This window comes from Promicromonospora sp. NPDC050262 (genome assembly GCF_040655935.1).
Taxonomy (GTDB): Bacteria; Actinomycetota; Actinomycetes; order Actinomycetales; family Cellulomonadaceae; genus Promicromonospora.
The window spans coordinates 21001-41920 of record NZ_JBFAKX010000005.1 but is presented as its reverse complement, the minus strand read 5'-3'; the positions used below and the strand labels follow the sequence as shown (position 1 = coordinate 41920).

Genomic DNA, 20920 nt, shown 5'->3' with positions numbered 1-20920 from the left:
AATCTTCTCCTTGTCCGGTATGTCATCGGTCAGCACAGTTGTCTCGTCCGACGGGCGCGAGGGTGCGGCCGGTACCAGATCAGTCCGGCCCGAGAGGGTCGTAGGAGAAGCCCATGCGTATCCAGAGACCCAACCGTGCGGTCGCCGTGCTGGCGGCGGCCGCCCTGCTCGGGGCCGCGGTCCCCGCCGCCCACGCGGCACCGGCACCGGCCGCGGTACCGGCCCAGGCGACGGCCGAGCTGCCCGGGACCGCCGCGACCACCCCGGTGCCCGAGACGGAGACGCCCGGACTGGTGGAGGGGCTCGACGAGCCCGTCGACGCCGCCCTCGCCCCGGCCGCCGCCGCGCGGACCCACCTCGAGGGCCACCGGTCGCGCTACGGGATCGCCGACCCCGACGCCACGCTGGTCACTGCCGACGTGCAGCGCGAGGGCGCCCGCGAGACCGTCCGCCTGGACCAGCGGTACAAGAAGCTGCCCGTGCTGGGCGGCCAGTACGTGGTCCGCATGGAGAAGCAGGGCGGCGAGCGGACCGTCACCGGTACCTCGGGCTCCTACTTCACCGAGCTCGACGTCGACACGACGGCGCAGACCCTGCCCGCGGCCACGGCCGTCGAGCGGGCCGTCGAGGGGATCGGCAGGAGCCTGTCCGGCGGCGCGGCCGTCGTGGCGGGCGGGGTGCGGCCCGGCACGGCGCCGTCGGCGGCGACGCCGGACCTCACCGGTAGCGACCAGGGCCTCACGGTGGTCCCGTCGGGGACCGGCATCCTGGCCCGGCACGTGCTGGTGCGCGGTACCGCGCCGGTCACGGGCGAGCCCGTGCTCACCGACGTGTACGTCGACGCCGCCTCGGGCACCGTGCTGCTCAGCTCCAGCCGCCTGCGCACGCTGGCCGCGCCGCAGCAGGTCGAGGCCCTGCGGGCCGACCAGGAGGCGACGGCTGCCGCGGGCGGGACCGACGGGACGGAGCCGCCGCCGTCCGGCAACGGCGTGACGCCGGTGACCGGCACGGGGACCAAGGCCGACGGCACCACCGTCGACGTCGGGCTGCAGCGGGTGGACGCCACGGGCACCTACCTGACGACGGACGTGACCCACACGCTGGCCGACGGCCGGACCGTGCCCATCACCACCTGGGACGCGACGCACAACGACTACTACGACACCGCCGGCATGTGGCCCGAGGGCATCGCGCCGTTCGCCTCGCCGTCGAGCACGCTGGGCACCGACCTGACGGACCTCGGCGCGGTCGACGCGCACTGGGCGGCGGCCCAGGTGTTCGAGTACTACAAGGTGGAGCACGGGCGCGACAGCCTGGACGACGCCGGCATGGCGCTCGACTCGTTCGTGGGCATCACCTACGGGGGCAACCCGTTCGTGAACGCGTTCTGGGACGGCACCAAGATGGTCTACGGGACCGGCGACTCGGAGTACAAGTCGCTCGCCGCCGACCTCGACGTCGTCGGCCACGAGATGACGCACGGCGTGGTGGAGCACACCGCGGGCTTCCTCTACAGCGGCCAGCAGGGCGCGCTGAACGAGGCGATCGCCGACTACTTCGGCAACGCGATCGACGTCGACGTGTCGGGGATCCCGATGAGCGACCCGGAGGCGAGCCTCCTGGGCGGCGACCTGTGCCGCACCACGGCCCCGGTCGACTGCGCCCTGCGGGACCTCGACGACGGCATGACGACGGCGGACTTCAACCACCTCATCGACACCGACGCGCGCTTCGACTACGGCGGCGTGCACCTGAACTCGACCATCGTCTCCGGTGCGCTGTGGGACGTCCGCGAGGCGCTGGGCGGTGAGCTGGCCGACAAGATCGTCTACCGGGCGCTGACCGAGTACCTCACGCCGCTGTCCGACTTCGTGGACGGCCGGGAGGCCGTGGTCGCGGCCGCGCGGTCGTACGGCCTGAAGGGCAAGCAGCTCAAGGTCGTCGAGCGGGCGTTCGACTCGCGCGGCGTCACCGAGGCCTGGGAGAAGAACCTGCCGGGCAAGGGCACGTCGCTGCTCCTCGACCGGCTGGACACCGGGCTGTACACCGACATGCAGCCGTCGACCGGCGGCGACTGGTGGGCCGTGGCCCGGTCCAGCGCCGACGGCACGGAGCCGACGTCGATCTGGGTGGGCCGCACCGACGGCCGGGGCGAGCCCCGGCGGGTCTCCGCGGCCGACGGGCGGATCAACAGCTTCGCCCAGACCGACGGCAAGCGGGTGGTGTGGCTGTCCATGGCAGCCGACTACACGGACTTCCGGATCATGTCCGCGCCGCTGACCGGCGGCCGGGCGACCACGCTGTACACCACGGCGGGCCGCGTGACCGGGCTCGGCATGGACGGCGACGTCGTGTCCTGGTCGGAGTGGGACGCCGAGACCTGGATCGACGAGGTGCACTACCTCAAGGGCCGGTCGAGCACCGTCCGCACCGTGGAGCACGACTGGGTGGGCCCGGCGACCGCGCCGACCGTCCGGGCGGGCCGGATCGCCTACGTGCGCTACGAGGTGTTCCAGCACGACGACGGGAGCTGGGACTGGGCGCTCGGCGTCGAGGTGTTCGACACACGCACCGGCCGGACCACCCTGGCCGGCCTGGACAACGGCGCCGAGACCGTCAGCTACCCCGCGCTCACCACCAAGGGCGCCTACTGGGTGACGGACCGCGACCCCGGCTACACGGAGGCGGGCGCGTGGAACAACTCGGTGCGGGCGTACTCGTTCGCCACGCGGAAGGGCGGGATCCTGTTCGACGAGACCTCGTCCACGGCCAAGCGCGCGTGGGTGCTGACGGCGTCCGACACGACGCTGACGGTGACCGAGGACGCCCCGAAGGAGGCGTGGCAGTCGGCCACGCTGCCGTCGGACGCGCTCATGCCGCGCCTGAAGCAGTACACGCTGGACGGCGTCTACGTGGGCGACGCCTCGTGCAGCCCGGGCGCGCAGATGTTCGCCGAGGCGGGCGAGGGCCGCACCGTGGTCTTCAAGTCCACGGCGACGTCGGTGACCGGCCTCGCGGTCGCGTCCGGCGCGAAGCGCTGCTGACCTGACGGGTGCTGACCGGCCCGGCGTCCGCCGGGCCGGTCGGCGTCTGCACAGGGTCGGTCAGCGTCTACGCTGGGCGCCATGGACGACAGGCCAGTCATCCTGCTGGCGGGCGGCGACCACGCCGACGTCGTCGAGCAGGAGTTCCGCGCCCGGTATGACCGCGACTACCGGATCGAGCTGACCGACGGTCTGGCCGCGTGCCTGGACCGGGCGCGGGCGCTCGTCGGCGAGGGCGAGCAGATCGCGATGGTCGCCGCCGAGCACCACCTGGCCGACGGCACGGCGATCGAGCTGCTGCACCAGCTCCCCTCCGTCGTCGCCACCGCGCGGCGCGTGTCGCTGGTCCCGTTCGAGTACTTCAACGACAGCCTGGACGAGCTGCGGGACGCGATGACGCGCCGCGACCTCGACACGTACGTCATCCTCCCGCGCGGGCCGCGCGACGAGGAGTTCCACACCGCGCTGATCGAGCTGCTCTCCGAGTGGGGCTGGTCGGTCGGCCGGCCCGTCGTGACCGTGACGGACCTGGTCGCCGAGCCCGGGGACCGGAACGCGGCGGCCGTCCGGGACCTCCTGGAGCGCCTCGGCTTCCCCTACCGCTCGCTCACGCCGGACGACGAGGAGGCCGAGGCGATCCTCGAGGCCGCCGGCCCGGGGGCCGAGCTGCCGGTGGTCAGCACGTTCCGGGGCCAGGCGCTGTCCGCGGCGACGCCGGCCGCCGTGACCGAGGCGATCTACGGCGGCTTCGACTCGATCCCTGACGGTGTGATCGCCGACGTCGCGATCGTCGGCGCCGGACCCGCGGGCCTGGCCACGGCCGTCTACGCGGCGTCCGAAGGGCTGGCCACGGTCGTGCTGGAACGGGACGCGATCGGCGGCCAGGCCGGGTCGAGCTCGATGATCCGCAACTACCTCGGGTTCCCGCGCGGCATCTCGGGCATGCGGCTCGCGCAGCGGTCCCGCATCCAGGCCAGCCGGTTCGGCGCGCGGTTCTTCACGGGGCGCCCCGCGGCGCGGATCGAGCCGGGGCCGCCGAACGAGCCCGAGCACCAGCACGTGCACGTCCGCGGCGCGCAGCTCTGCGCCCGGACCGTGGTGCTCGCGACCGGGGTGAGCTACCGCCGCCTGGGCGTGCCCGGGGTCGAGGACCTCGTGGGCGCGGGCGTGTACTACGGCGCGGCCACGTCGATGGCACGCGAGATGCAGGACCGCGACGTCTTCGTGGTCGGCGGCGGCAACTCCGCCGGCCAGGCCGCCGTACACCTGGCCAAGTTCGCGGGCGGGGTGACCATCCTGGTCCGCCGCGCGAGCCTCGCCGAGACCATGTCGGACTACCTGGTGCGGGAGATCGAGGCGACGCCGACCATCCAGGTGCGCACCCGGACCGTCGTCGCCGACGGCGGCGGGGACGCCTGGCTGCAGTGGCTGCGCCTCGAGGACCTGGAGACCGGCGAGTCGACCAAGACCTCCGCCGACGGGCTGTTCTGCCTGCTCGGTGCCGAGCCGGACTGCGCGTGGCTGCCCGAGGGCGTGGCGCTCGACGAGCGCGGCTTCGTGCTGACCGGCCGGGACGTGCCCCGCGAGGCCTGGGTCGACGGCCAGCCACCGGCGAGCCTGGAGACGACCGTGCCAGGCGTCTTCGCGGTGGGCGACGTGCGCGCCGGGTCCATGAAGCGGGTCGCGTCGGCGAGCGGCGAGGGCGCGTCGGTGCTGCCGCTGGTCCACGCCCACCTGGCGCGCCTGCGGGCCCGGGAGTTCGGCGCCTGAACCGTCGCGAATCCGATGCGGGCGCATCTTTCCACGCGCGCTGAGACGGGTTGTCTCATAACGTGTCGATCGTGAAGCGCACTGCAGGGGGCTTGGGCGTGCTCGCGACGGCGGTTCTCGTCGCGATCGGCGCTGTCATTCCGACGATGTCGGCGTCGGCGGAGACCACCGCCGGATGGGCCGAGTGGGACCCGCTGACCGGCTCGGCCGGCGACTGGTCGACGAGCGTGCGGCTCCCGGCCGGCGGATTTCCCGAGGCCACGGTCACCTCCGACTCGCGCGGCGGCGTCGGCGTGATCTCCGGGGCGTCCTCCTGGCTGAGCGCGGCCACGCCGCCGGGCGCGGTCTTCGGGTCGAGCCGGGACCAGCAGTACCTCAACCTGCGCCCGCAGGCCGACCGGCCCACGTCGCCGTCGACCACCACCTACACGTTCGAGCGCCCGACCCCGGCGAGCGGCTGGGCGTTCGTGCTCGGCGACATCGACGCGGACCGCGCGGTCGTCACCGCGCTCGGCGCCGACGGGCGGCAGCTCGGGGGCACGGAGCTCGGCTTCCAGGGCGGCTTCAACTACTGCACGGTCGCCGGCTCACCGTCGTGCACGGGGGACCCGGCGGACGTACCCGCGTGGGACCCGGCCACCGGCGAGCTGATCGGCAACGCGGACGCGACCGACACCTCGGGCGCCGCGGGCTGGTTCCGGCCCACGACGCCGATCAAGACCCTGACCGTCCAGTTCTTCCAGCGCAGCGGCTTCCCGGTGTACCAGACGTGGTTCGCCTCCCTGGCGCGCGACATCTCCGGGACGGTCAACCTCGTCGACGACGCCGGGGCCCCGCAGGGTGTGCTGCCGGGCGCGACCCTCACCCTCTTCGGGCCGGACGGCGCCGAGCTGGCCACGACGACGTCGGACGATAGCGGCCAGTACGCCTTTCCCGGGTACACGGCCGCGTCCGGCTACGGCGTGGAGCTGACCACCCTGCCGGAGGCGGACGACGAGCACCCGTTCGGGCTCGTGCCGTACGGCGAGCGGCTGGTCACGGACGTGGACCTCACCGACGCCGACGCCACGGGCGTCGACCTCGCGGCGCGCGACGTCGTACCCGTGGCCGTGAGCGGCACGGTGCTGACCGACGACGGCACGCCCGTGCCCGGCGCGACGGTCACCCTCACGCCGGTCGGCGGCGGGGCGCCGCTCACGGCCGTGACGAGCTCGTCCGGCGTGTACGTCATCGACCACGTCGGCTGGGACGCCGAGAACGACCAGCCGCAGCAGTACACGTTCGCGCTGAGCGACCTGCCCGAGGGGTTCACGGTCGCGACCACGCCGGGCGACATCACGGTGGAGGTGGGCCAGGAGGAGGCCAGCACCGGCAACGACTTCGTGCTGCGGGCGCCGGCGTCGGTCTCCGGCGCGGTGACCGCGGGCGGCGAACCCGTCGCGGGGGTCGTCGTCACGCGGGAGGGCCCGGACGGCACGGTCAGCACGACGACGGGCGCCGACGGCACCTACGTCTTCGAGGGCGTGCCGGCGGGCGACCACACCGTGAGCGTCACCGTGCCCGACGGCTACCGGGCCGACGGTCCGGACACGCGGGACGTCTCGGTCGGCGCGGACGACGTGACCGGCGTCGACTTCGGCCTGTCCCACCCCGGGGCGATCGGCGGCACCGTGACCGACGACGCCGGGGAGCCCGTGGCCGGGGCGACCGTCACGGTGACGGGCCCGGACGGCCCGGTCACGCTGGTCACGGACGACGTGGGCGGGTACTTCGTGGGCGACCTGCCGCCGGGCGACTACACGATCACCCTCACCGTGCCGGACGGCTACACCGCCGACGTCACCGAGCGGTCCGTCACCGTGACCAGCGCCGGCGAGGACCTGCTCCAGGAGGACTTCGCGCTGGTCGACGAGTCCGTCGAGCCGCAGGAGCTGCCCGTCGGCGGCACGGTCACCCACACCGAGGGCGCGCCCGTGCCGGACACCACGGTGACCGTGGCCGACGCCGGCGGCGCGCGGGCCGGCACCGCGACCACGGACGCCGACGGCACCTGGACGACGGAGCTGCCGCCGGGGACGTACACCGCCGTCGTGCACCCCGGCCAGGGGTACGTGGTGGACGGCGAGGGCAGCGTCACCTTCGAGGTGGTGGACACCGAGGTCACCGGGCTCGACTTCGTGCTCACGAACGCCACGCAGGCGCCGAGCCCGGCGCCGGGCACCGACCCGTCGGCCGGGCCCGAACCGGACCCGGCAGAGCCGGGCGACCTGGCCGCCACCGGCGCGACCGTCGGCTCGGTGGCGCTGGCCGCCGGGGTGCTGGTGGCCGTGGGCGTCGCGATGGTCCGGGGGTCACGCCGCCGGAGCTGAGGCTTGCGGGGTCGGCAGCCCTCCCTTTACTGTGCACATGTCATACATGTTCTCTGCATGGCACACGACGAGGGAGTCTCTCGATGACGAGAAGGATCCATCCGGGCACGCGGCTGCGCACGGTCGCCGCCGGCCTGGTGCTCACGACGGTCGCGGCGCTCGGCGCCGGCGCCCCGGCGTCGGCGCTGCCGCCGCCGTCCGCCCACGAGCGGCTGGTCGTGTACGTCGCCCCCACGGGCGACGACGCGAACCCGGGCACCAAGCGGGCCCCGTTCCGCACGATCGCCGCCGCGCGCGACGCGTTGGCGGGCCGCACCTCGGAGCGGGCGCGCGGCACCGTCTACGTCCGGGGCGGCGAGTACGTGCTGGACGACACGGTCGCGCTGAGCGGCGCCGCGAACTCGTGGGTCACCTACACCGCGTACCGCGGCGAGGAGGTGACGATCACGGGCACGCACGAGCTGCCCGCCGACGGGTGGCAGCGGCTCGCCGACCTCGGCGCGGACGAGCTGGCGCAGCCGCGGTACACGGCGAACGCGCGCCTCGACAGCGATGCGCTGCGGGACGGCGTCTGGGTCTACGACCTGGGCGCGCAGGGGATCGACCCCGGCACGCTCTACAAGAACGGCTTCAACTGGGTGCAGCAGCCGTTCGCGCCCGAGCTGGTGGTCGACGGATCCACGCAGACGCTCGCGGAGTACCCGAACGGGAACGCCTGCGAGACCAAGGACACCGCGTGCCACCTGTGGGGCACCGGGAGCAAGTGGGGTGCCGCCGGGCCGCAGGACCTGATGAACGTCGACCTGCTCGGCCGGTTCGGCGCCCAGGGCGCCTGGGAGCGCAGCGGGACCACGCCGCGCGGGCAGTTCGAGGACAAGAAGCAGACCCTGGCCGACCCCGACGAGCGCGGCTCGTGGACGCCCGAGCGGATGCGGACCATGACGCCGTCGATCTTCACGGTGGGCGGACGGGCGGCCGAGGGCGACCGCTACCAGCGCTGGGCGCCGCAGGCCGAGCCCGTGGTGGACGACCTGGGCGGCCGCGGCCTCGGCGAGTACTCCGGCGTGCCGGTGCAGCTCGACCCGCGGTGGATCGAGGACGTCGACAGCTCGCGGTACGAGACCGAGGCGTGGCTGTCCGGCTACCTCGGCAACAACTACGCCAACGACATGGTCCGCCTGCTCTCGTGGAACGAGGACCGGCTCTACGCCAAGTACCCCTCGATGTACATCCCGCAGGACGAGTGGACCAAGGTCAAGGTGGTCAACGTGCTGTCCGAGATGGACGTGGCCGGGGAGTACTACGTCGACCGGTACGACGGCCATGACGTGCTCTACTACCGGCCTGCGGACGGGACGGTCGAGGGCAAGGACGTCTCCCTGATGTCCTTCGACAAGAACTTCTTCCACCTGGACGGCACCACCGGCGTCACGCTGCGCGGGCTCGGCATGACCGGGTCGCTCGTCAGCGGGGTGCAGCTCCTGGACGCCGTCGACACGCTGATCGACGACGTCGAGATCTCGAACGTGAGCATGGACGCCGTCCGGATCGGCCGGCCCGCCGACACCATCACCGCGATGCCCGACTACCAGACCTTCCAGGGCGGCCACGGCAACGTGGTGCGGAACTCGTACCTGCACGACCTGGGCGGGGGCGGCGTGCTGCTCGGGGGCGGCGACCGCAGCACCCTGGAACGGGGCGACAACGTGGCGCGGTACAACGAGATCGCGCGGTTCTCCAAGCTCGCCACGTACACGCCGGCCGGGTACCTGTACGGCGTCGGCAACACGTTCGAGCACAACTACGTGCACGACGCCCCGCACATGGCGGTCCAGATCATGGGCAACGACATGAAGGTGAACCACAACCACTTCTACGACCTGGTGAAGAACGCCGGCGACCAGGGCGTGGTCTACACGGGGCGCGACTACACGTTCCTCGGCAACGAGGTGGCGTACAACCACTTCGAGAAGATCGGCGGCTCGAACGACGCGTTCTACATGGACGACGGCGCGTCCGGCATGCGGTTCCACCACAACGTGGTGCAGGGCGCGCACTCCGGGGTGTTCTTCCAGTCGGGGCACAGCAACACGGCGAACGACAACGTCTACATCGACGTCGACCGCACCGGCCACGACATGCTCTACCACCAGAAGGGCGAGAAGTCCCTGCCGGTGTCCAACGCCTGGGTGGTGCACAGCCGGTTCAACACGTTCCTCGACGTGCGTCCCGGCGAGAAGTACAGCGCGACGCCGCAGACGGTCGCGACCTGGCACGAGCACTACACGAGCGGGGAGCACACCTACTCGGACGGCACCCCGATCGTCTACCCGGAGATCGCCGACTGGTACGTGCCCCGGGTCACCGCGACCGGGCTGGCCTGCACGGCGGCCGACTACGCGACCGACGCCACCAACGGGTGCGACCGCGCCACGGTGTGGAACAGCGCGAACTCGCTCTACGCGCCGTCGCGCATCGAGCTCGACCACTCGGTCGTGATCGGCGGCGGGGAGTACGCGGCGGGCTCGGCCACGTTCTCGGCCCCGGCCGAGACGTACGGTCTGTCCCGCTGGAGCGACAGGGTGGGCACGAACGTCGTCCGCCCGACGTCGCTCGAGGACGCGGGCCTGGACGAGGAGACCCTCCGCTTCTCGACCACGGGAGCAGTGGCCAAGGCCTTCGGCCAGACCTGGATAGCCGAGTGGAACCGCCTCCACCCCACCCCGTGACCCGCTGAGTGCTGGATATTCGCCCTTTTTCGTGTGCCAGGAGGGCGAATATCCAGCACTCAACGAGCGGGTGGGGTCAGTCCGTCGGGCGGCGGCGGGCCCAGCTGCCCGTGATGTGGTCGTGCATCGCGGCCGACGCCGCCTCCGCGTCGCCCGCCAGCAGCGCGTCCAGGATGTGTGTGTGCTGCCGGTGCGTCAGCTCGATGTCCTCGCGCGTCGGGTGCCCGCTGTACTGGGGCGTGTGCAGGGCCTTGCCCTGGATGTTCGACACGATCGCCCGGCCGAACGCGTCCTGCGAGGCGCGGTGGATCAGCTCGTGGAACTCGACGTCGGCCGCCGCGTAGGCGGTCGGGTCGTCCATCAGGCCCGCGAGCTCCTCGGCCTTGGCCGTCAGCGCGGCACGCTGCGCGGCGTCCAGCCGGCCGGCCGCCCGCGCGGCCATGGCGCACTCCAGGGTCGCGCGCACCTCGACGAGGTTGTCGAGGTAGACCAGCCGGTCCTCGCGCTGGAAGAGCGCGTCGAGCACCATCGGGTCCAGCAGGTTCCACTGCTCCTGGTCGAGCACCACCGTGCCCCAGCCCTGGCGGGTGGCGACGAGGCCCTTCTCGGCCAGGGTGGTGGTCGCCTCGCGGATCACCGTGCGGCTGACCTCGTACTGCTCGCACAGCACTCCGGCCGGCGGCAGCGCCGAGCCAGGGGCGTAGTCGCCGACGACGATCGCCGTGACCAGGCTCTTGACGACAGCCGCGGCGAGCGGGGGCCGGTGCCGTTGGGGGCGGGGTACGGCTGCGCCGGCCGCGGGTGTCGAGTTCACCAGAGAGAGCGTAGTCGAGTGTTGTACTATCGTCACTCGTATCATAAGTTATGAATGACATGCTGGCGCAGGGTCGCGAGCGTGCTGTCTCGACGACGATGTGGAGCACGATGCGAATCACCGGGTACCGGAGCCTGACCACGATCCATCGCTGGGGTCGACCTGTGGGCGACGTCAACGGCGTGGTGGCCAGCGGCGTGACCGAGGTGCCGATCGTGCTGGTCGAGACCGACGGCGGCCTGACCGGCGTCGGCCTCGGTGCCCACGCCGACATCGAGCGGGTGTTTCCCGCCCTGGAGGGGCAGGACCCGCGGGCCGTCACCGCGCTGTACGACCGGATGCTCGCGTTCGTGTTCAAGTCGGGGCACCACGGCGGCACCTTCGGCACCATCGGCGCGCTCGACATGGCCCTGTGGGACCTCAAGGCGAAGATGGCGGGCGAGCCGCTGTGGCAGACCCTCGGCGCCACCGACCGGTTCGTGCCCGGCTACGCCTCGGGCCTGGAGTACGCGCTCGACGACGACGAGCTGGTCGGCCTCTACGAGCGATGGGCCGAACGCGGCTACACCGGCGCGAAGGTCAAGGGCGGCCTGGACATCAACCGCGACGTGAAGCGCCTGGCGGCCGTCCGCGACGTGCTGCGCGTCAACAGCGACCAGCCCGCGATCATGTACGACGTGAACGAGTCCTGGGGCCGGCACCAGGCGGTCCGGCTCGCCCGCCGCGTCGAGGAGCAGGTCGACCTCACCTGGATCGAGGAGCCCGTGCGCCGCTGGGACGTCGCGGGGCACCGCGCCGTCGTGTCCGGTGTGCAGGCCGCGGTCGCGACCGGGGAGAACCTCACCGGCCTGGAGCAGTACCGCCAGCTCCTCGACGCCGACGCCGTGGGCGTGGTGCAGGCCGGGAGCGTCTGGGGCATCACCCACTTCCTCCGGGTCTCGGTGCTGGCCCTCGGCCGGGACCTCCCCGTGAGCCCGGTGGCGTACGACGCCAACCCGGTGGCGCACGCGGCGGCGGCCGTGCCCAACCACCTCGTCACCGAGGTGCAGGACCTGGAGGCCCCGGTGGGGCTGAACGTGGACCAGGAGTTCACCGACGGCGGGATACTTCTCGGCAGGTCGCCCGGTCTGGGCATCGAGGTGGACGAGGCGCTCATCGCCGCGCAGCGTGAGTCGGGGGCGTGGTCGGCCCCCGCCGGGCCCCACGTCCGCCCCGCCGACGCCGGCCTGCGGCTCGCCCCGCGCCGGCCGTGACCCGGCCCAGCCCACCCACCAGCCCACCCAGCACAGAGAGATGACCACCATGTCCCAGCGCCCCCGCGCCGTCCTGGCGTTCGGGCCCCCGTCCCTCGTGGGCCAGGTCTTCACGCCCGGCGCCCTCGACCGGATCGCGGCGGTGCTCGACGTCGACGTCGCCCACGTGGTCACCGGGACCGGCACCGACATGGCCCGCCGGGCGCTCGCCGACGCCGAGGTGCTGCTCGCGGGCTGGGGCGCACCCCGCATCACGGTCGACGACACCCCGCGGCTGCGCGCCGTGCTCTACGCCGGGGGAGTGGCGAGCACCTGCCTGGCCGACCCCGCGGCCCACGCCGCGCGCGGGGTGGTCGCCGCCAACGCGCGCGCCGTCAACGCCCTGCCCGTCGCTGAATACACGCTCGCCACCGTCCTGCTGGCCAACAAGCGCACGCGAGCCGCGGAGCGGGAGTACCGCGCCACGCGGCGTCTGCCCGACCGGGAGCGCGAGCCCGCGCACCTCGGCAACTACCGCCGGACCGTCGGCATCGTGGGCGCGTCGCAGGTGGGGCGCCGCGTCATCGAGCTGCTGCGGCCGTTCGACCTCGACGTCGTCGTCTGGAGCCCCGAGCTGGACCCGGAGAGCGCGGCCGCGCTCGGGGCGCGGTACGGCACCCTGGAGGAGGTCGCGGCGCAGAGCGACGTGCTGTCGCTCCACCAGCCGGCGATCCCGGAGACGATCGGCCAGATCGACGCCCGGATCCTGGCGCTGCTGCCCGACGGCGCGACGCTGGTCAACACCGCGCGGGGTGCCGTGGTCGACGAGGCGGCGCTGGTCGCGGAGCTGCGCACCGGCCGCATCGACGCCGTGCTCGACGTGACCGAGCAGGAGCCGCCGCCCGCCGACAGCGAGCTGTGGGACCTGCCGAACGTGGTGCTCACCCCGCACGTCGCCGGGTCGGCGGGCGGCGAGCTGCACCGCATCGGCGACCTGGTGGTGGCCGAGGCCGAGCGGTACGCCGCCGGCCTGCCGTTCGCCCACCCCGACGACCTGGGAGCACCGCATGCGTGAGCACACCCTGCGCACCGGCACCCGTCTGACCGAGCTCGGCCTCGGCGCCGCGCAGCTCGGCAACCTCTACCGTGAGACCACCGACCAGGAGGCGCGCGACGCCGTCGACGCCGCCTGGGACGCCGGGATCCGGTACTTCGACACCGCGCCGCACTACGGGCTCGGGCTGTCCGAGCGGCGGCTGGGCGCGGCGCTCGCGGGCCGCCCGCGCGCCGAGTACGTCGTCTCCACCAAGGTGGGGCGGGCCCTGGTGCCGACGCCGGAGCGCGCGCACCTGACCGACGACGGTGGATTCGCCGTCCCGGCCGCCCACCGGCGCGAGTGGGACTTCTCGCGCGACGGCGTGCTGCGGTCCCTGGAGGGCAGTCTCGGTCGGCTCGGGCTGGACCGCGTCGACGTGGTTTACCTGCACGATCCCGACGCGCACTGGGAGCAGGCGTCCACGAGCGGCGTCCAGGCCCTCGTGGAGCTGCGCGACCAGGGCGTCGTCTCCGCGATCGGCGCCGGGATGAACCAGTCGGCGATGCTCTCCCGGTTCGTCCGCGAGACCGACGTCGACGTCGTCATGTGTGCGGGGCGGTTCACGCTCGTGGACGCCGCCGCCGTCGAGGACCTGCTGCCCGCCGCCGTCGAGCGCGGGGTGTCGGTGGTCGCGGCCGCCGTCTACAACTCGGGGCTGCTCGCGAACCCGCGCCCGCGGCCCGGCGCCCGGTTCGACTACGCGGAGGCACCCGGCGACCTGGTCGCCCGGGTGCACCGCATCGCCGACGTCGCCGAGCCGTACGGCGTGACCGTCCCCGACCTGGCGGCCCGGTTCGCGCTGCGGCACCCCGCCGTGGCGTCGGTGGTCATGGGCATGCGTACCGCGGCGCACGTCACGACGTCGGCCGAGCGGATCGCGCGCGACGTGCCCGAAGCGCTCTGGGCCGAGCTGGACCGGCTCGGCCTGGTACCGGCCGACCGCCTCGCGCCGCACGAACCATCCACAGGACGGAGCACGTCATGACCACCCACCACGCCACCGGGCCCGCGACGTCGCCGAAGGTGACCGCGCTCGCCCGCTGGATGCGCACCTGGGTGGGTGCGGAAGGCCAGATCCGGGGCTTCCACAACCACAGCGTGTGGGGCACCAACCCCGCCACGTTCATCGACTTCACCAGCGGGCACCAGGCGTTCTCCGCCCCCGCCACGGCGGCGTTCGCCGAGGCGCTCGCCCGGCACCCCGACGACCGCGGGCTGGACCTGTGGCGCCGGATGATGCTGTTCCAGGCGCGCACCGTCCAGGACGACGGCCAGTTCAAGCACATCGGCTTCCAGGTGGGGGAGTCGGCCACGGCCGGCCTCATCCACAACATGGCGGGCTGCATCGGCCTGCTGGAGGGGCTGCGGCACGCCGGGCACCTGCTGGACCCCGCGGAGGTCGCGGAGGTGCTGGCCGCGGTCGCGGCGAACCTGGAGGCGTGCCGTGTGTACGGCGGCGGTCGGCCGACGCCCGAGGGCACCGTCAACCAGGAGTACGCGCGGGTCTGGGCCAAGCTCCGGTACACGGAGCTGTCCGGCGACGACCGGTACGCGGACGAGCTGGAGGACGACCTCGACACCCTCGTGCGGCTGAGCACGGCCCCGGGCGTACCCGACGAGGCGAGCGCCGGGGCCTACCGCCAGCCTACCGAGCGGGCCGGCGGGGGCATCCTGGAGCCGGCCGAGTACTACGGGCTGATGATGGTGCCGCTCGTGCTCGGCGCGCGCCGGTTCGGACGCCGCGACCTGCTCGACGAGGCGGTCCGCCTGGCCCTGCACGTCGCGCGCTCGGCCTGGGTGGACGAGCGGGGCTGCACCCGCTTCCACCGCTACTGGTACGTGAACGGCGAGACCGTGCTGCGCACCACGTCGCCCATGCTCGTCGCGGGCATGGGGCTGAGCCTCTACGGCATCGACGAGATCCTGGCCGAGGTGAGCAACCCCGAGCTCGGCCGGTTCGTCGACGCGTGCCTCGCCACCTACGCGCGCTACCAGACGCCGGCGGGGTACTTCGCGTCGGCCACGGGCTGGCACAACGAGGCGGACGTCGCCCCGAGCACCGCGTGGCACGCGCACGACCTCATGTTCCTGGTGCGGCACGTGAGCACGCTCGACTCGTTCTGGGCCGAGGTGTTCACGGACCCCGACCGGCAGTCCGTGCTGCTCTCCGACCGCGCGTACTGGGTCGAGGACGGCGTGCACTGGGCCGTCCTGAGCCCCGAGACGGCCGGCGACCTCAGCCTGTACGGCCGCAAGGACCGCGACACCTTCGGGCGCTCGTACTTCGCCTGGACCGACAAGGAGCCGCTGCCGCGGGAGCTGGAGTTCCCCGGGGCGCCGCACTTCTTCGTGGCCGACGACGGCATCTACCGCCTCGACGACTCGACCCGGGAGACCGACGTGTCGGTGCTCGGCGATCTGCCGTACCGGGGGCACCTGCGCGACGCGTAGCGCACCCTTGCATCGAACTTTGCACATGTAGTATGTATGACAACTAGCCGTGGCCCGCGACCGGGCCCGGCTCGGACCCCAAGGTAGGGAGACAAAGATGTCAACTACGTTCCTGCGCCGAGCGCGCGGAGCCGTGGTGCTCGGCATGGCCCCGGTCCTCGCGCTCGCGGCCTGCGGCTCGGAGGGCGGCAGCGGCGACGCGGCCGACGACGGCTCCGTGCGGATGCTCGTGAACATCACGGACAACCTGACCCAGGCCAAGTGGGAGGAGCTGGTCAAGCCCTTCGAGGACGAGACCGGGATCGACGTCAAGATCGAGGGGCCCAGCGGCCAGTCGGTCGCCGAGTCGTTCCCCGCGCTCCTCGCGGCGGGCACCGCCCCCGACGTCATCGAGTCGATCGTGCCGGGGCCCGACACCGCCCCGGAGGTGCTCGACCTGACGGAGTACGAGTGGGCCTCCGGCACCCCGATGGCCGACCTGTACTCGACGGACGGCACGATCAACGTCGTCGGCGTCGGCATGCAGGCGCAGTCGCTGATGTACTACAACGCGGACCTCTTCAAGGAGGCGGGCATCACCGAGCCGCCGACCACCTGGGACGAGCTGGACGACGCGCTCGCCGCCCTCGACGAGCAGGGCGTGGCCACCCCCATCGCCTTCGCCTCGGACTGGGCCACCGGCGTGCAGGTCCAGGAGATCTGGCACCCCCAGCAGAACGTCACCACGCCGGGCTGGCAGCAGAGCGTCGCGGACGGTTCCTCCACCCTGGGCGACCAGTTCCAGCCGGTGTTCGAGCACGTCGCCGACTGGATCGACGCGGGCTACACGACGGCCGACGACGTGGCGACCGACAGCGGCACGCAGGAGGCCAACTTCATCGCGGGCGACGTGGGCGTCTACCCGATGGGCTCCTGGTTCAGCACCACGCTCGCGGCATCCCCGCCGGAGTTCGAGGTGGGCGTGTTCGCCCCGCCGGTCGACGACGCCGCAGACGCCCCCGGACCCATGGGCGCCACCCTGGCCTTCCCGTACATGGTGTGGAAGGGCACGGCGAACCCGGACGGCGCCACGGCGCTGGTCGAGTACCTGACCACGGACGAGGCCGCCATCGCCGCCCAGGCGGACATGGACAGCTTCAGCCGCGAGGGCCTGGAGCCCAGCAGCAACGAGTACGCGGGGATGGTGCAGGAGCTGTCCGACGCCGCGCCGTCGTACGTGGTGCCCGGCAACCAGACCGTCGGCGACTACGCGCTGCCGGTCGCAGGGTTCAACCCGAAGTTCACCGAGCTCGTCCAGGGCCTGTGGCAGGGTCGCGCGCCGGCCGACGTCGCCGGCGACCTGACCGCCTGGTACGAGGCGGAGAAGCTCGGCTGACATGGCGCGCACCACGACCACCCGGCGGGGCGTCCTCTCCGGTCTCGCGAACGGGCTGATGACCCTCCCGGCCGCCGCCGTCTACACCGGGCTGACGGTGGTGCCGGTCGGGTACGCCGTCTACTACTCGTTCACGCAGTACAACGGGATCCCGAGCCAGGCGCCCACGTGGGTGGGCTGGGAGAACTACGCGCGGATCATCGCCGACCCGATCGGCGACCTGCGCCCGGCGGCCTGGGTGACGCTCGTGATCGCCGTGGTCGGCGCGTTCCTGGTGAACGGCGCCGCCCTCGGCCTCGCGCTGCTGCTGCGCCGCACCACGGCGCTCAACACGTTCGCGCGCGCCGTCATGTTCTACCCGCACGTGCTGTCGGCCCTGATCGTCGGATTCCTGTGGCAGGCGATCCTGGGGCCGCAGGGCGCGGTGAACAACCTGCTGGAGAACGCGGGTCAGTCCACCTGGCCCTTCCTGTCCGACCCGGACTGGGCGCTGGTCACCCTCATCGGCGTGATCGTGTGGGCGCAGTTCGGCGTGCAGCTCGTCCTGTACCTGGCGGGCCTGCAGGCGGTCTCGCCGGAGCTCCAGGAGGCCGCGCGGCTCGACGGCGCGGGCGGTCCCCAGGTGTTCCGGCACGTGACCTGGCCGGCGCTGGCGCCGACCGTGACGGTCACGATCGTCACGTCGATCCTGTCGCTGCTCAAGGTCTACGACGTGGTGCTGGGCCTGACCAACGGCGGGCCGGGGGACGCCACGCAGACCTGGGCGTACGAGATCCTCGCGGTCTCGTTCGCCAACAACAAGGTGGGCCTCGCGTGCGCGCAGGCGGTCCTGCTCGTCGTCGTGGCCGGGGTCCTGTCATTCACGATCATCGCGCTCCGCAGGCGGGCCGAAGAAGGAGCGGAGGCCGTCGGATGACGCGCACCAGCCCGATCCGCACGGCGGTCCGCGTCGCCGTCGTGGCCGTGCTCTCGGCCGCCATGCTCGTGCCGATGTACATCATGGTCGTCAACGCGTTCAAGCCGCAGCAGGAGATCCTGCTGTCGCCGCTCGGGTTCGACCTGGCCACCCTGACCACCGACCACATCGCGGCCGCGTGGCAGAACACGAGCTTCCCGGTGGTCGAGGGCTACGCCGTCACGCTGTTCCTGGTGGTGGCGTGCAACGTGGTGGCCATCGGGGCGTCGGTCCCGGCCGCGTACACGATCGCCCGCACGCCCACGCCGCTGTTCCGGTTCCTGCTGTTCTTCTTCGTCGCGGGGATGTTCGTGCCGGCGCAGATCATCCTGGTCCCGGCGATCTTCGTGCTCAAGACGCTCGGGCTCATGGGCACGCTGCCGGGCCTGGTGCTGTTCATGTCGTCCACGATGATCCCGTTCACGCTCTTCATCTTCAGCGGGTACATCCGGATGCTGCCGAGGTCGCTGGACGAGGCCGCGGCGATCGACGGCGCGGGGCGCCAGCGCATCCTCTGGACCATCGTGTTCCCGCTCATGCGGCCGATCGTCGCCACCGCGTTCATCCTCAACGCGCTGAGCGCCTGGAACGACTTCGTGAGCCCGCAGCTCATCCTCGGCCCCGGCTCGCAGTTCCGGACGATCACCACCGGCGTGTACGCCGCGGTGTCCACCTACACGACCAACTACGAGATCGTCTTCCCCACCCTGCTGCTCGCCGTGGTGCCGATCCTGCTGATCTTCGTGCTCATGCAGCGGCACATCATGGGCGGCCTCTCGGCGGGGGCCGTCAAGGGCTGAGCCCGCCTTGCCCGCATCCCACCCGTCTTCAAGGAGACCCCCGATGACCGTCGACTTCACCGACTCCAAGCAGGTCGCCCAGGCGATCCAGTACACCAACGTCAACCCGGACCTGACCCGGGCGGGCCTCGTCGCGCACGTCGAGACCTGCGTCGAGTACGGGTTCGACGCCGCGATGATCGCGCCCTACTGGGTGTCGCTCGCCAAGGACGTGCTGGCCGGCACGGGCGTGCGCGTGGCCTCGACCCTCAACTTCCCGATGGCCAACGACACCCTGTCGATGCGGCTGGCCGCGCTGCGGGCGCTGGTGGCCGAGGGCGTGGACGAGTTCGACTTCCCGCCGCACCCCGGGCTCCTGCTCGGCGGCGACGAGGACCTGTACGCCCAGGACATCACCGAGATCGTGCAGGTGGCCCATGCCGAGGGCGTCAAGGTCAAGGCGATGCTGGAGTTCGGGTTCCTGGAGACGGACGAGCTCAAGGTGAAGGCCACCCGGATCGCCTACGAGGCGGGCGTCGACTGGGTCAAGCAGTCCTCGGGCTGGGGCAAGGGCGGCCTCGCGGCCACGGAGCACGACGTGCGCCTGCTCGCCGAGAACATCGAGGCGCCGTGCCGGGTCAAGGTGTCCGGCAAGGTCAACTCGCTGGAGAAGATGCGGTCCCTGTTCGAGGCCGGCGCGGAGCTGGTCGGCACCAGCTCGGGTCCGGCGATCGTCGACGGCCTGGTGGGGGACCCGGATGCCTACTGAGACGGTCGCCGGGCGGGCCGCCGTCGCCGTCGTCGGCAGCTACGCCAAGGCCCTGGTCATGACGGCGGACCGGATCCCGGCCCCCGGCGAGACGCTCATCGGCCGGGACTTCCGCGGGACGTTCGGCGGCAAGGGCTCCGACATGGCCGTCCAGGCGGCCCGGCTCGGGGCGGGGGTGTCGTACCTCGGCGTGATCGGGGACGACGTCTACGGCGCGGAGTTCCGCGACCTCCTGGAGCAGGAGGGCGTCGACCCGGCCGGGCTGCGGGTTGCGGCGGGCGAGTCGACGGGCGTCGGGTTCATCGTCAAGGACACGGCGGGCGCCAACGTCATCGTGGTCGACCCCGGGGCGAACGGCAGCTTCTCGCCGGCCGACGTCGACGCGGCAGCCGGTACGCTGCGCGCCGCCGACGTCGCGCTGACCCAGCTCGAGATCCCGCTGGCCACCGCCCTGCACGCGCTCACCGTGGCGCACGCGGCGGGGGTCACCACGATCCTCAACCCCGCGCCCGCCGTCGACCTGCGCGGGACCGACCTGACCTGCGTGGACGTGCTCACCCCGAACGAGCACGAGGCCAAGGCGGCCCTCGGCCTCGGGCCCGACGACGTCACGCCGCCCGCGGTGCTGGGCCGGCGCCTGCTGGCCCTCGGCCCGCGTGCCGTGGTGATCACGCTCGGCGAGGCCGGCGCGCTGGTCGTCACGGCCGACGGCGCGGCCGAGGTGGCGCCGGTGCGCGTCGCCGTCGTCGACTCCAACGGCGCCGGCGACAGCTTCAACGCGGCCCTGGCGGTGGCCCTCGGCGAGGGCCGGGACCTGCCCGCCGCCGCGGGGTTCGCGGGCGCCGTCGCCGCACTGTGCTGCGAGCACTGGGAGACCGTCCCGTCCTACCAGGACCGGGCCACGGTCGAGGCGTTCCTGACCACGAGCACGACGACGAGCACGACCACGAGCACGACCACGAGCACGACGACGAGCACGGAGGCGCGACGATGAGAGCCGGACGGATCCTGCACCCCGGGCTGGCCGGGAGCCTGGCCACGCTGGGGCACACCGACGTGGTGCTGGTCACCGACGCGGGCTTCCCCATCCCGGACGGCGCGAACCGGGTGGACCTCGCCCTGACGCGCGGGCAGCTCGACGTGCAGTCGGTGCTGCGGGCGCTCCTGGACTCGACCTACTTCGAGGAGGCGCACTTCGCCTCCGAGCTCAAGTCCCACCACCCGCGCCTGTACGGCGAGGTGCAGGACATCTTCACCGGCTCCGGGGCGACGTTCCACGGGACCACGCACGAGGCGCTCATCGCCGAGTGGGCGCCGCGCGCCAAGGTCGTGGTGCGGTCCGGCTCGTTCGAGCCCTGGGCCAACTTCGCCCTGGTGGCCTCGACGGCGCCGTTCGAGTGGTTCGACGACGACGAGGTGACGATCCTGCCCGCGTACGTGGAGCGGCGTCGGCTGATCAGCGAGTCCGTCCGCCCGGACCTCGCCTGAACCGGGCTGGGCCGTTCAGGTTCCCGCAGGAAGGATCAGGGCAGGAAGG

General features: G+C 72.7%; 15 protein-coding genes. 14 read left to right on the top strand and 1 reads right to left on the bottom strand.

Annotation, left to right across the window (positions count from 1 at the left end):
* Positions 1 to 113: 113 nt before the first annotated feature.
* From AB0I29_RS09470 to AB0I29_RS09455, 4 genes are all read left to right on the top strand, one after another.
* Positions 114 to 3044: a M4 family metallopeptidase gene (locus tag AB0I29_RS09470; RefSeq protein WP_357480811.1), complete on the top strand. Its 2931-nt coding sequence runs from the start codon at positions 114 to 116 to the stop codon at positions 3042 to 3044.
* A gap of 81 nt (positions 3045 to 3125) precedes the next feature.
* Entirely contained in the window at positions 3126 to 4814 is a 1689-nt protein-coding gene (locus AB0I29_RS09465) for an FAD-dependent oxidoreductase (RefSeq protein WP_285103385.1), read from the top strand.
* Between the two features lie 71 nt (positions 4815 to 4885).
* A complete protein-coding gene (locus tag AB0I29_RS09460; RefSeq protein WP_357480807.1) occupies positions 4886 to 7183 on the top strand; it encodes a carboxypeptidase regulatory-like domain-containing protein in 2298 nt (765 codons plus the stop codon).
* A gap of 83 nt (positions 7184 to 7266) precedes the next feature.
* Positions 7267 to 9912 (top strand): right-handed parallel beta-helix repeat-containing protein, encoded by a 2646-nt coding sequence (locus tag AB0I29_RS09455; RefSeq protein ID WP_357480804.1) that lies wholly within the window; start codon positions 7267 to 7269, stop codon positions 9910 to 9912.
* Positions 9913 to 9988: 76 nt separating this feature from the next.
* Here AB0I29_RS09455 and AB0I29_RS09450 read toward each other — a convergent pair whose 3' ends face one another.
* Positions 9989 to 10726 carry an FCD domain-containing protein gene (locus AB0I29_RS09450; protein ID WP_357480801.1) on the bottom strand — a complete coding sequence of 246 codons (738 nt, stop codon included), beginning with the start codon at positions 10724 to 10726 and terminating at the stop codon, positions 9989 to 9991.
* 110 nt (positions 10727 to 10836) lie between these two features.
* Here AB0I29_RS09450 and AB0I29_RS09445 point away from each other — a divergent pair, with 110 nt between their 5' ends.
* The 10 genes from AB0I29_RS09445 (at position 10837) to AB0I29_RS09400 (ending at position 20871) form a co-directional block, all read left to right on the top strand.
* Positions 10837 to 11979, top strand: coding sequence for a mandelate racemase/muconate lactonizing enzyme family protein (locus AB0I29_RS09445; protein ID WP_285103393.1), 1143 nt, complete (start codon positions 10837 to 10839; stop codon positions 11977 to 11979).
* Positions 11980 to 12028: 49 nt separating this feature from the next.
* A complete protein-coding gene (locus AB0I29_RS09440; RefSeq protein ID WP_357480797.1) occupies positions 12029 to 13033 on the top strand; it encodes a hydroxyacid dehydrogenase in 1005 nt (334 codons plus the stop codon).
* The gene (locus AB0I29_RS09435; RefSeq protein ID WP_357480794.1) at positions 13026 to 14039 is read left to right on the top strand and encodes an aldo/keto reductase; all 1014 of its coding nucleotides are present in this window, start codon (positions 13026 to 13028) and stop codon (positions 14037 to 14039) included. Before AB0I29_RS09440 ends, AB0I29_RS09435 begins: the two co-directional genes overlap by 8 nt.
* Positions 14036 to 15505 carry a hypothetical protein gene (locus tag AB0I29_RS09430; RefSeq protein WP_357480791.1) on the top strand — a complete coding sequence of 490 codons (1470 nt, stop codon included), beginning with the start codon at positions 14036 to 14038 and terminating at the stop codon, positions 15503 to 15505. Before AB0I29_RS09435 ends, AB0I29_RS09430 begins: the two co-directional genes overlap by 4 nt.
* A 97-nt stretch (positions 15506 to 15602) precedes the next feature.
* A complete protein-coding gene (locus tag AB0I29_RS09425) occupies positions 15603 to 16880 on the top strand; it encodes an extracellular solute-binding protein (RefSeq protein WP_285103399.1) in 1278 nt (425 codons plus the stop codon).
* A gap of 1 nt (position 16881) precedes the next feature.
* Positions 16882 to 17796 (top strand): sugar ABC transporter permease, encoded by a 915-nt coding sequence (locus tag AB0I29_RS09420; protein ID WP_357480788.1) that lies wholly within the window; start codon positions 16882 to 16884, stop codon positions 17794 to 17796.
* On the top strand, positions 17793 to 18635 hold the full coding sequence (locus tag AB0I29_RS09415; protein WP_357480785.1) for a carbohydrate ABC transporter permease: 843 nt from the start codon (positions 17793 to 17795) through the stop codon (positions 18633 to 18635). Before AB0I29_RS09420 ends, AB0I29_RS09415 begins: the two co-directional genes overlap by 4 nt.
* A 43-nt stretch (positions 18636 to 18678) precedes the next feature.
* Positions 18679 to 19383: a deoxyribose-phosphate aldolase gene (gene deoC / locus AB0I29_RS09410; protein ID WP_357480782.1), complete on the top strand. Its 705-nt coding sequence runs from the start codon at positions 18679 to 18681 to the stop codon at positions 19381 to 19383.
* Positions 19373 to 20377: a ribokinase gene (locus tag AB0I29_RS09405; protein ID WP_357480779.1), complete on the top strand. Its 1005-nt coding sequence runs from the start codon at positions 19373 to 19375 to the stop codon at positions 20375 to 20377. Before deoC ends, AB0I29_RS09405 begins: the two co-directional genes overlap by 11 nt.
* Entirely contained in the window at positions 20374 to 20871 is a 498-nt protein-coding gene (locus AB0I29_RS09400) for an RbsD/FucU domain-containing protein (protein ID WP_357480776.1), read from the top strand. Before AB0I29_RS09405 ends, AB0I29_RS09400 begins: the two co-directional genes overlap by 4 nt.
* The last annotated feature ends 49 nt before the right edge of the window (positions 20872 to 20920 follow it).

Bases quoted from the DNA above. Each gene is read 5' to 3' on its own strand.
- deoC (WP_357480782.1), top strand. From the start codon at position 18,679: ATGACCGTCGACTTCACCGACTCCAAGCAGGTCGCCCAGGCGATCCAG.
- AB0I29_RS09465 (WP_285103385.1), top strand. From the start codon at position 3,126: ATGGACGACAGGCCAGTCATCCTGCTGGCGGGCGGCGACCACGCCGAC.
- AB0I29_RS09425 (WP_285103399.1), top strand. From the start codon at position 15,603: ATGTCAACTACGTTCCTGCGCCGAGCGCGCGGAGCCGTGGTGCTCGGC.
- AB0I29_RS09405 (WP_357480779.1), top strand. From the start codon at position 19,373: ATGCCTACTGAGACGGTCGCCGGGCGGGCCGCCGTCGCCGTCGTCGGC.
- AB0I29_RS09430 (WP_357480791.1), top strand. From the start codon at position 14,036: ATGACCACCCACCACGCCACCGGGCCCGCGACGTCGCCGAAGGTGACC.
- AB0I29_RS09440 (WP_357480797.1), top strand. From the start codon at position 12,029: ATGTCCCAGCGCCCCCGCGCCGTCCTGGCGTTCGGGCCCCCGTCCCTC.
- AB0I29_RS09445 (WP_285103393.1), top strand. From the start codon at position 10,837: ATGCGAATCACCGGGTACCGGAGCCTGACCACGATCCATCGCTGGGGT.
- AB0I29_RS09415 (WP_357480785.1), top strand. From the start codon at position 17,793: ATGACGCGCACCAGCCCGATCCGCACGGCGGTCCGCGTCGCCGTCGTG.
- AB0I29_RS09455 (WP_357480804.1), top strand. From the start codon at position 7,267: ATGACGAGAAGGATCCATCCGGGCACGCGGCTGCGCACGGTCGCCGCC.
- AB0I29_RS09420 (WP_357480788.1), top strand. From the start codon at position 16,882: ATGGCGCGCACCACGACCACCCGGCGGGGCGTCCTCTCCGGTCTCGCG.
- AB0I29_RS09400 (WP_357480776.1), top strand. From the start codon at position 20,374: ATGAGAGCCGGACGGATCCTGCACCCCGGGCTGGCCGGGAGCCTGGCC.
- AB0I29_RS09470 (WP_357480811.1), top strand. From the start codon at position 114: ATGCGTATCCAGAGACCCAACCGTGCGGTCGCCGTGCTGGCGGCGGCC.
- AB0I29_RS09435 (WP_357480794.1), top strand. From the start codon at position 13,026: ATGCGTGAGCACACCCTGCGCACCGGCACCCGTCTGACCGAGCTCGGC.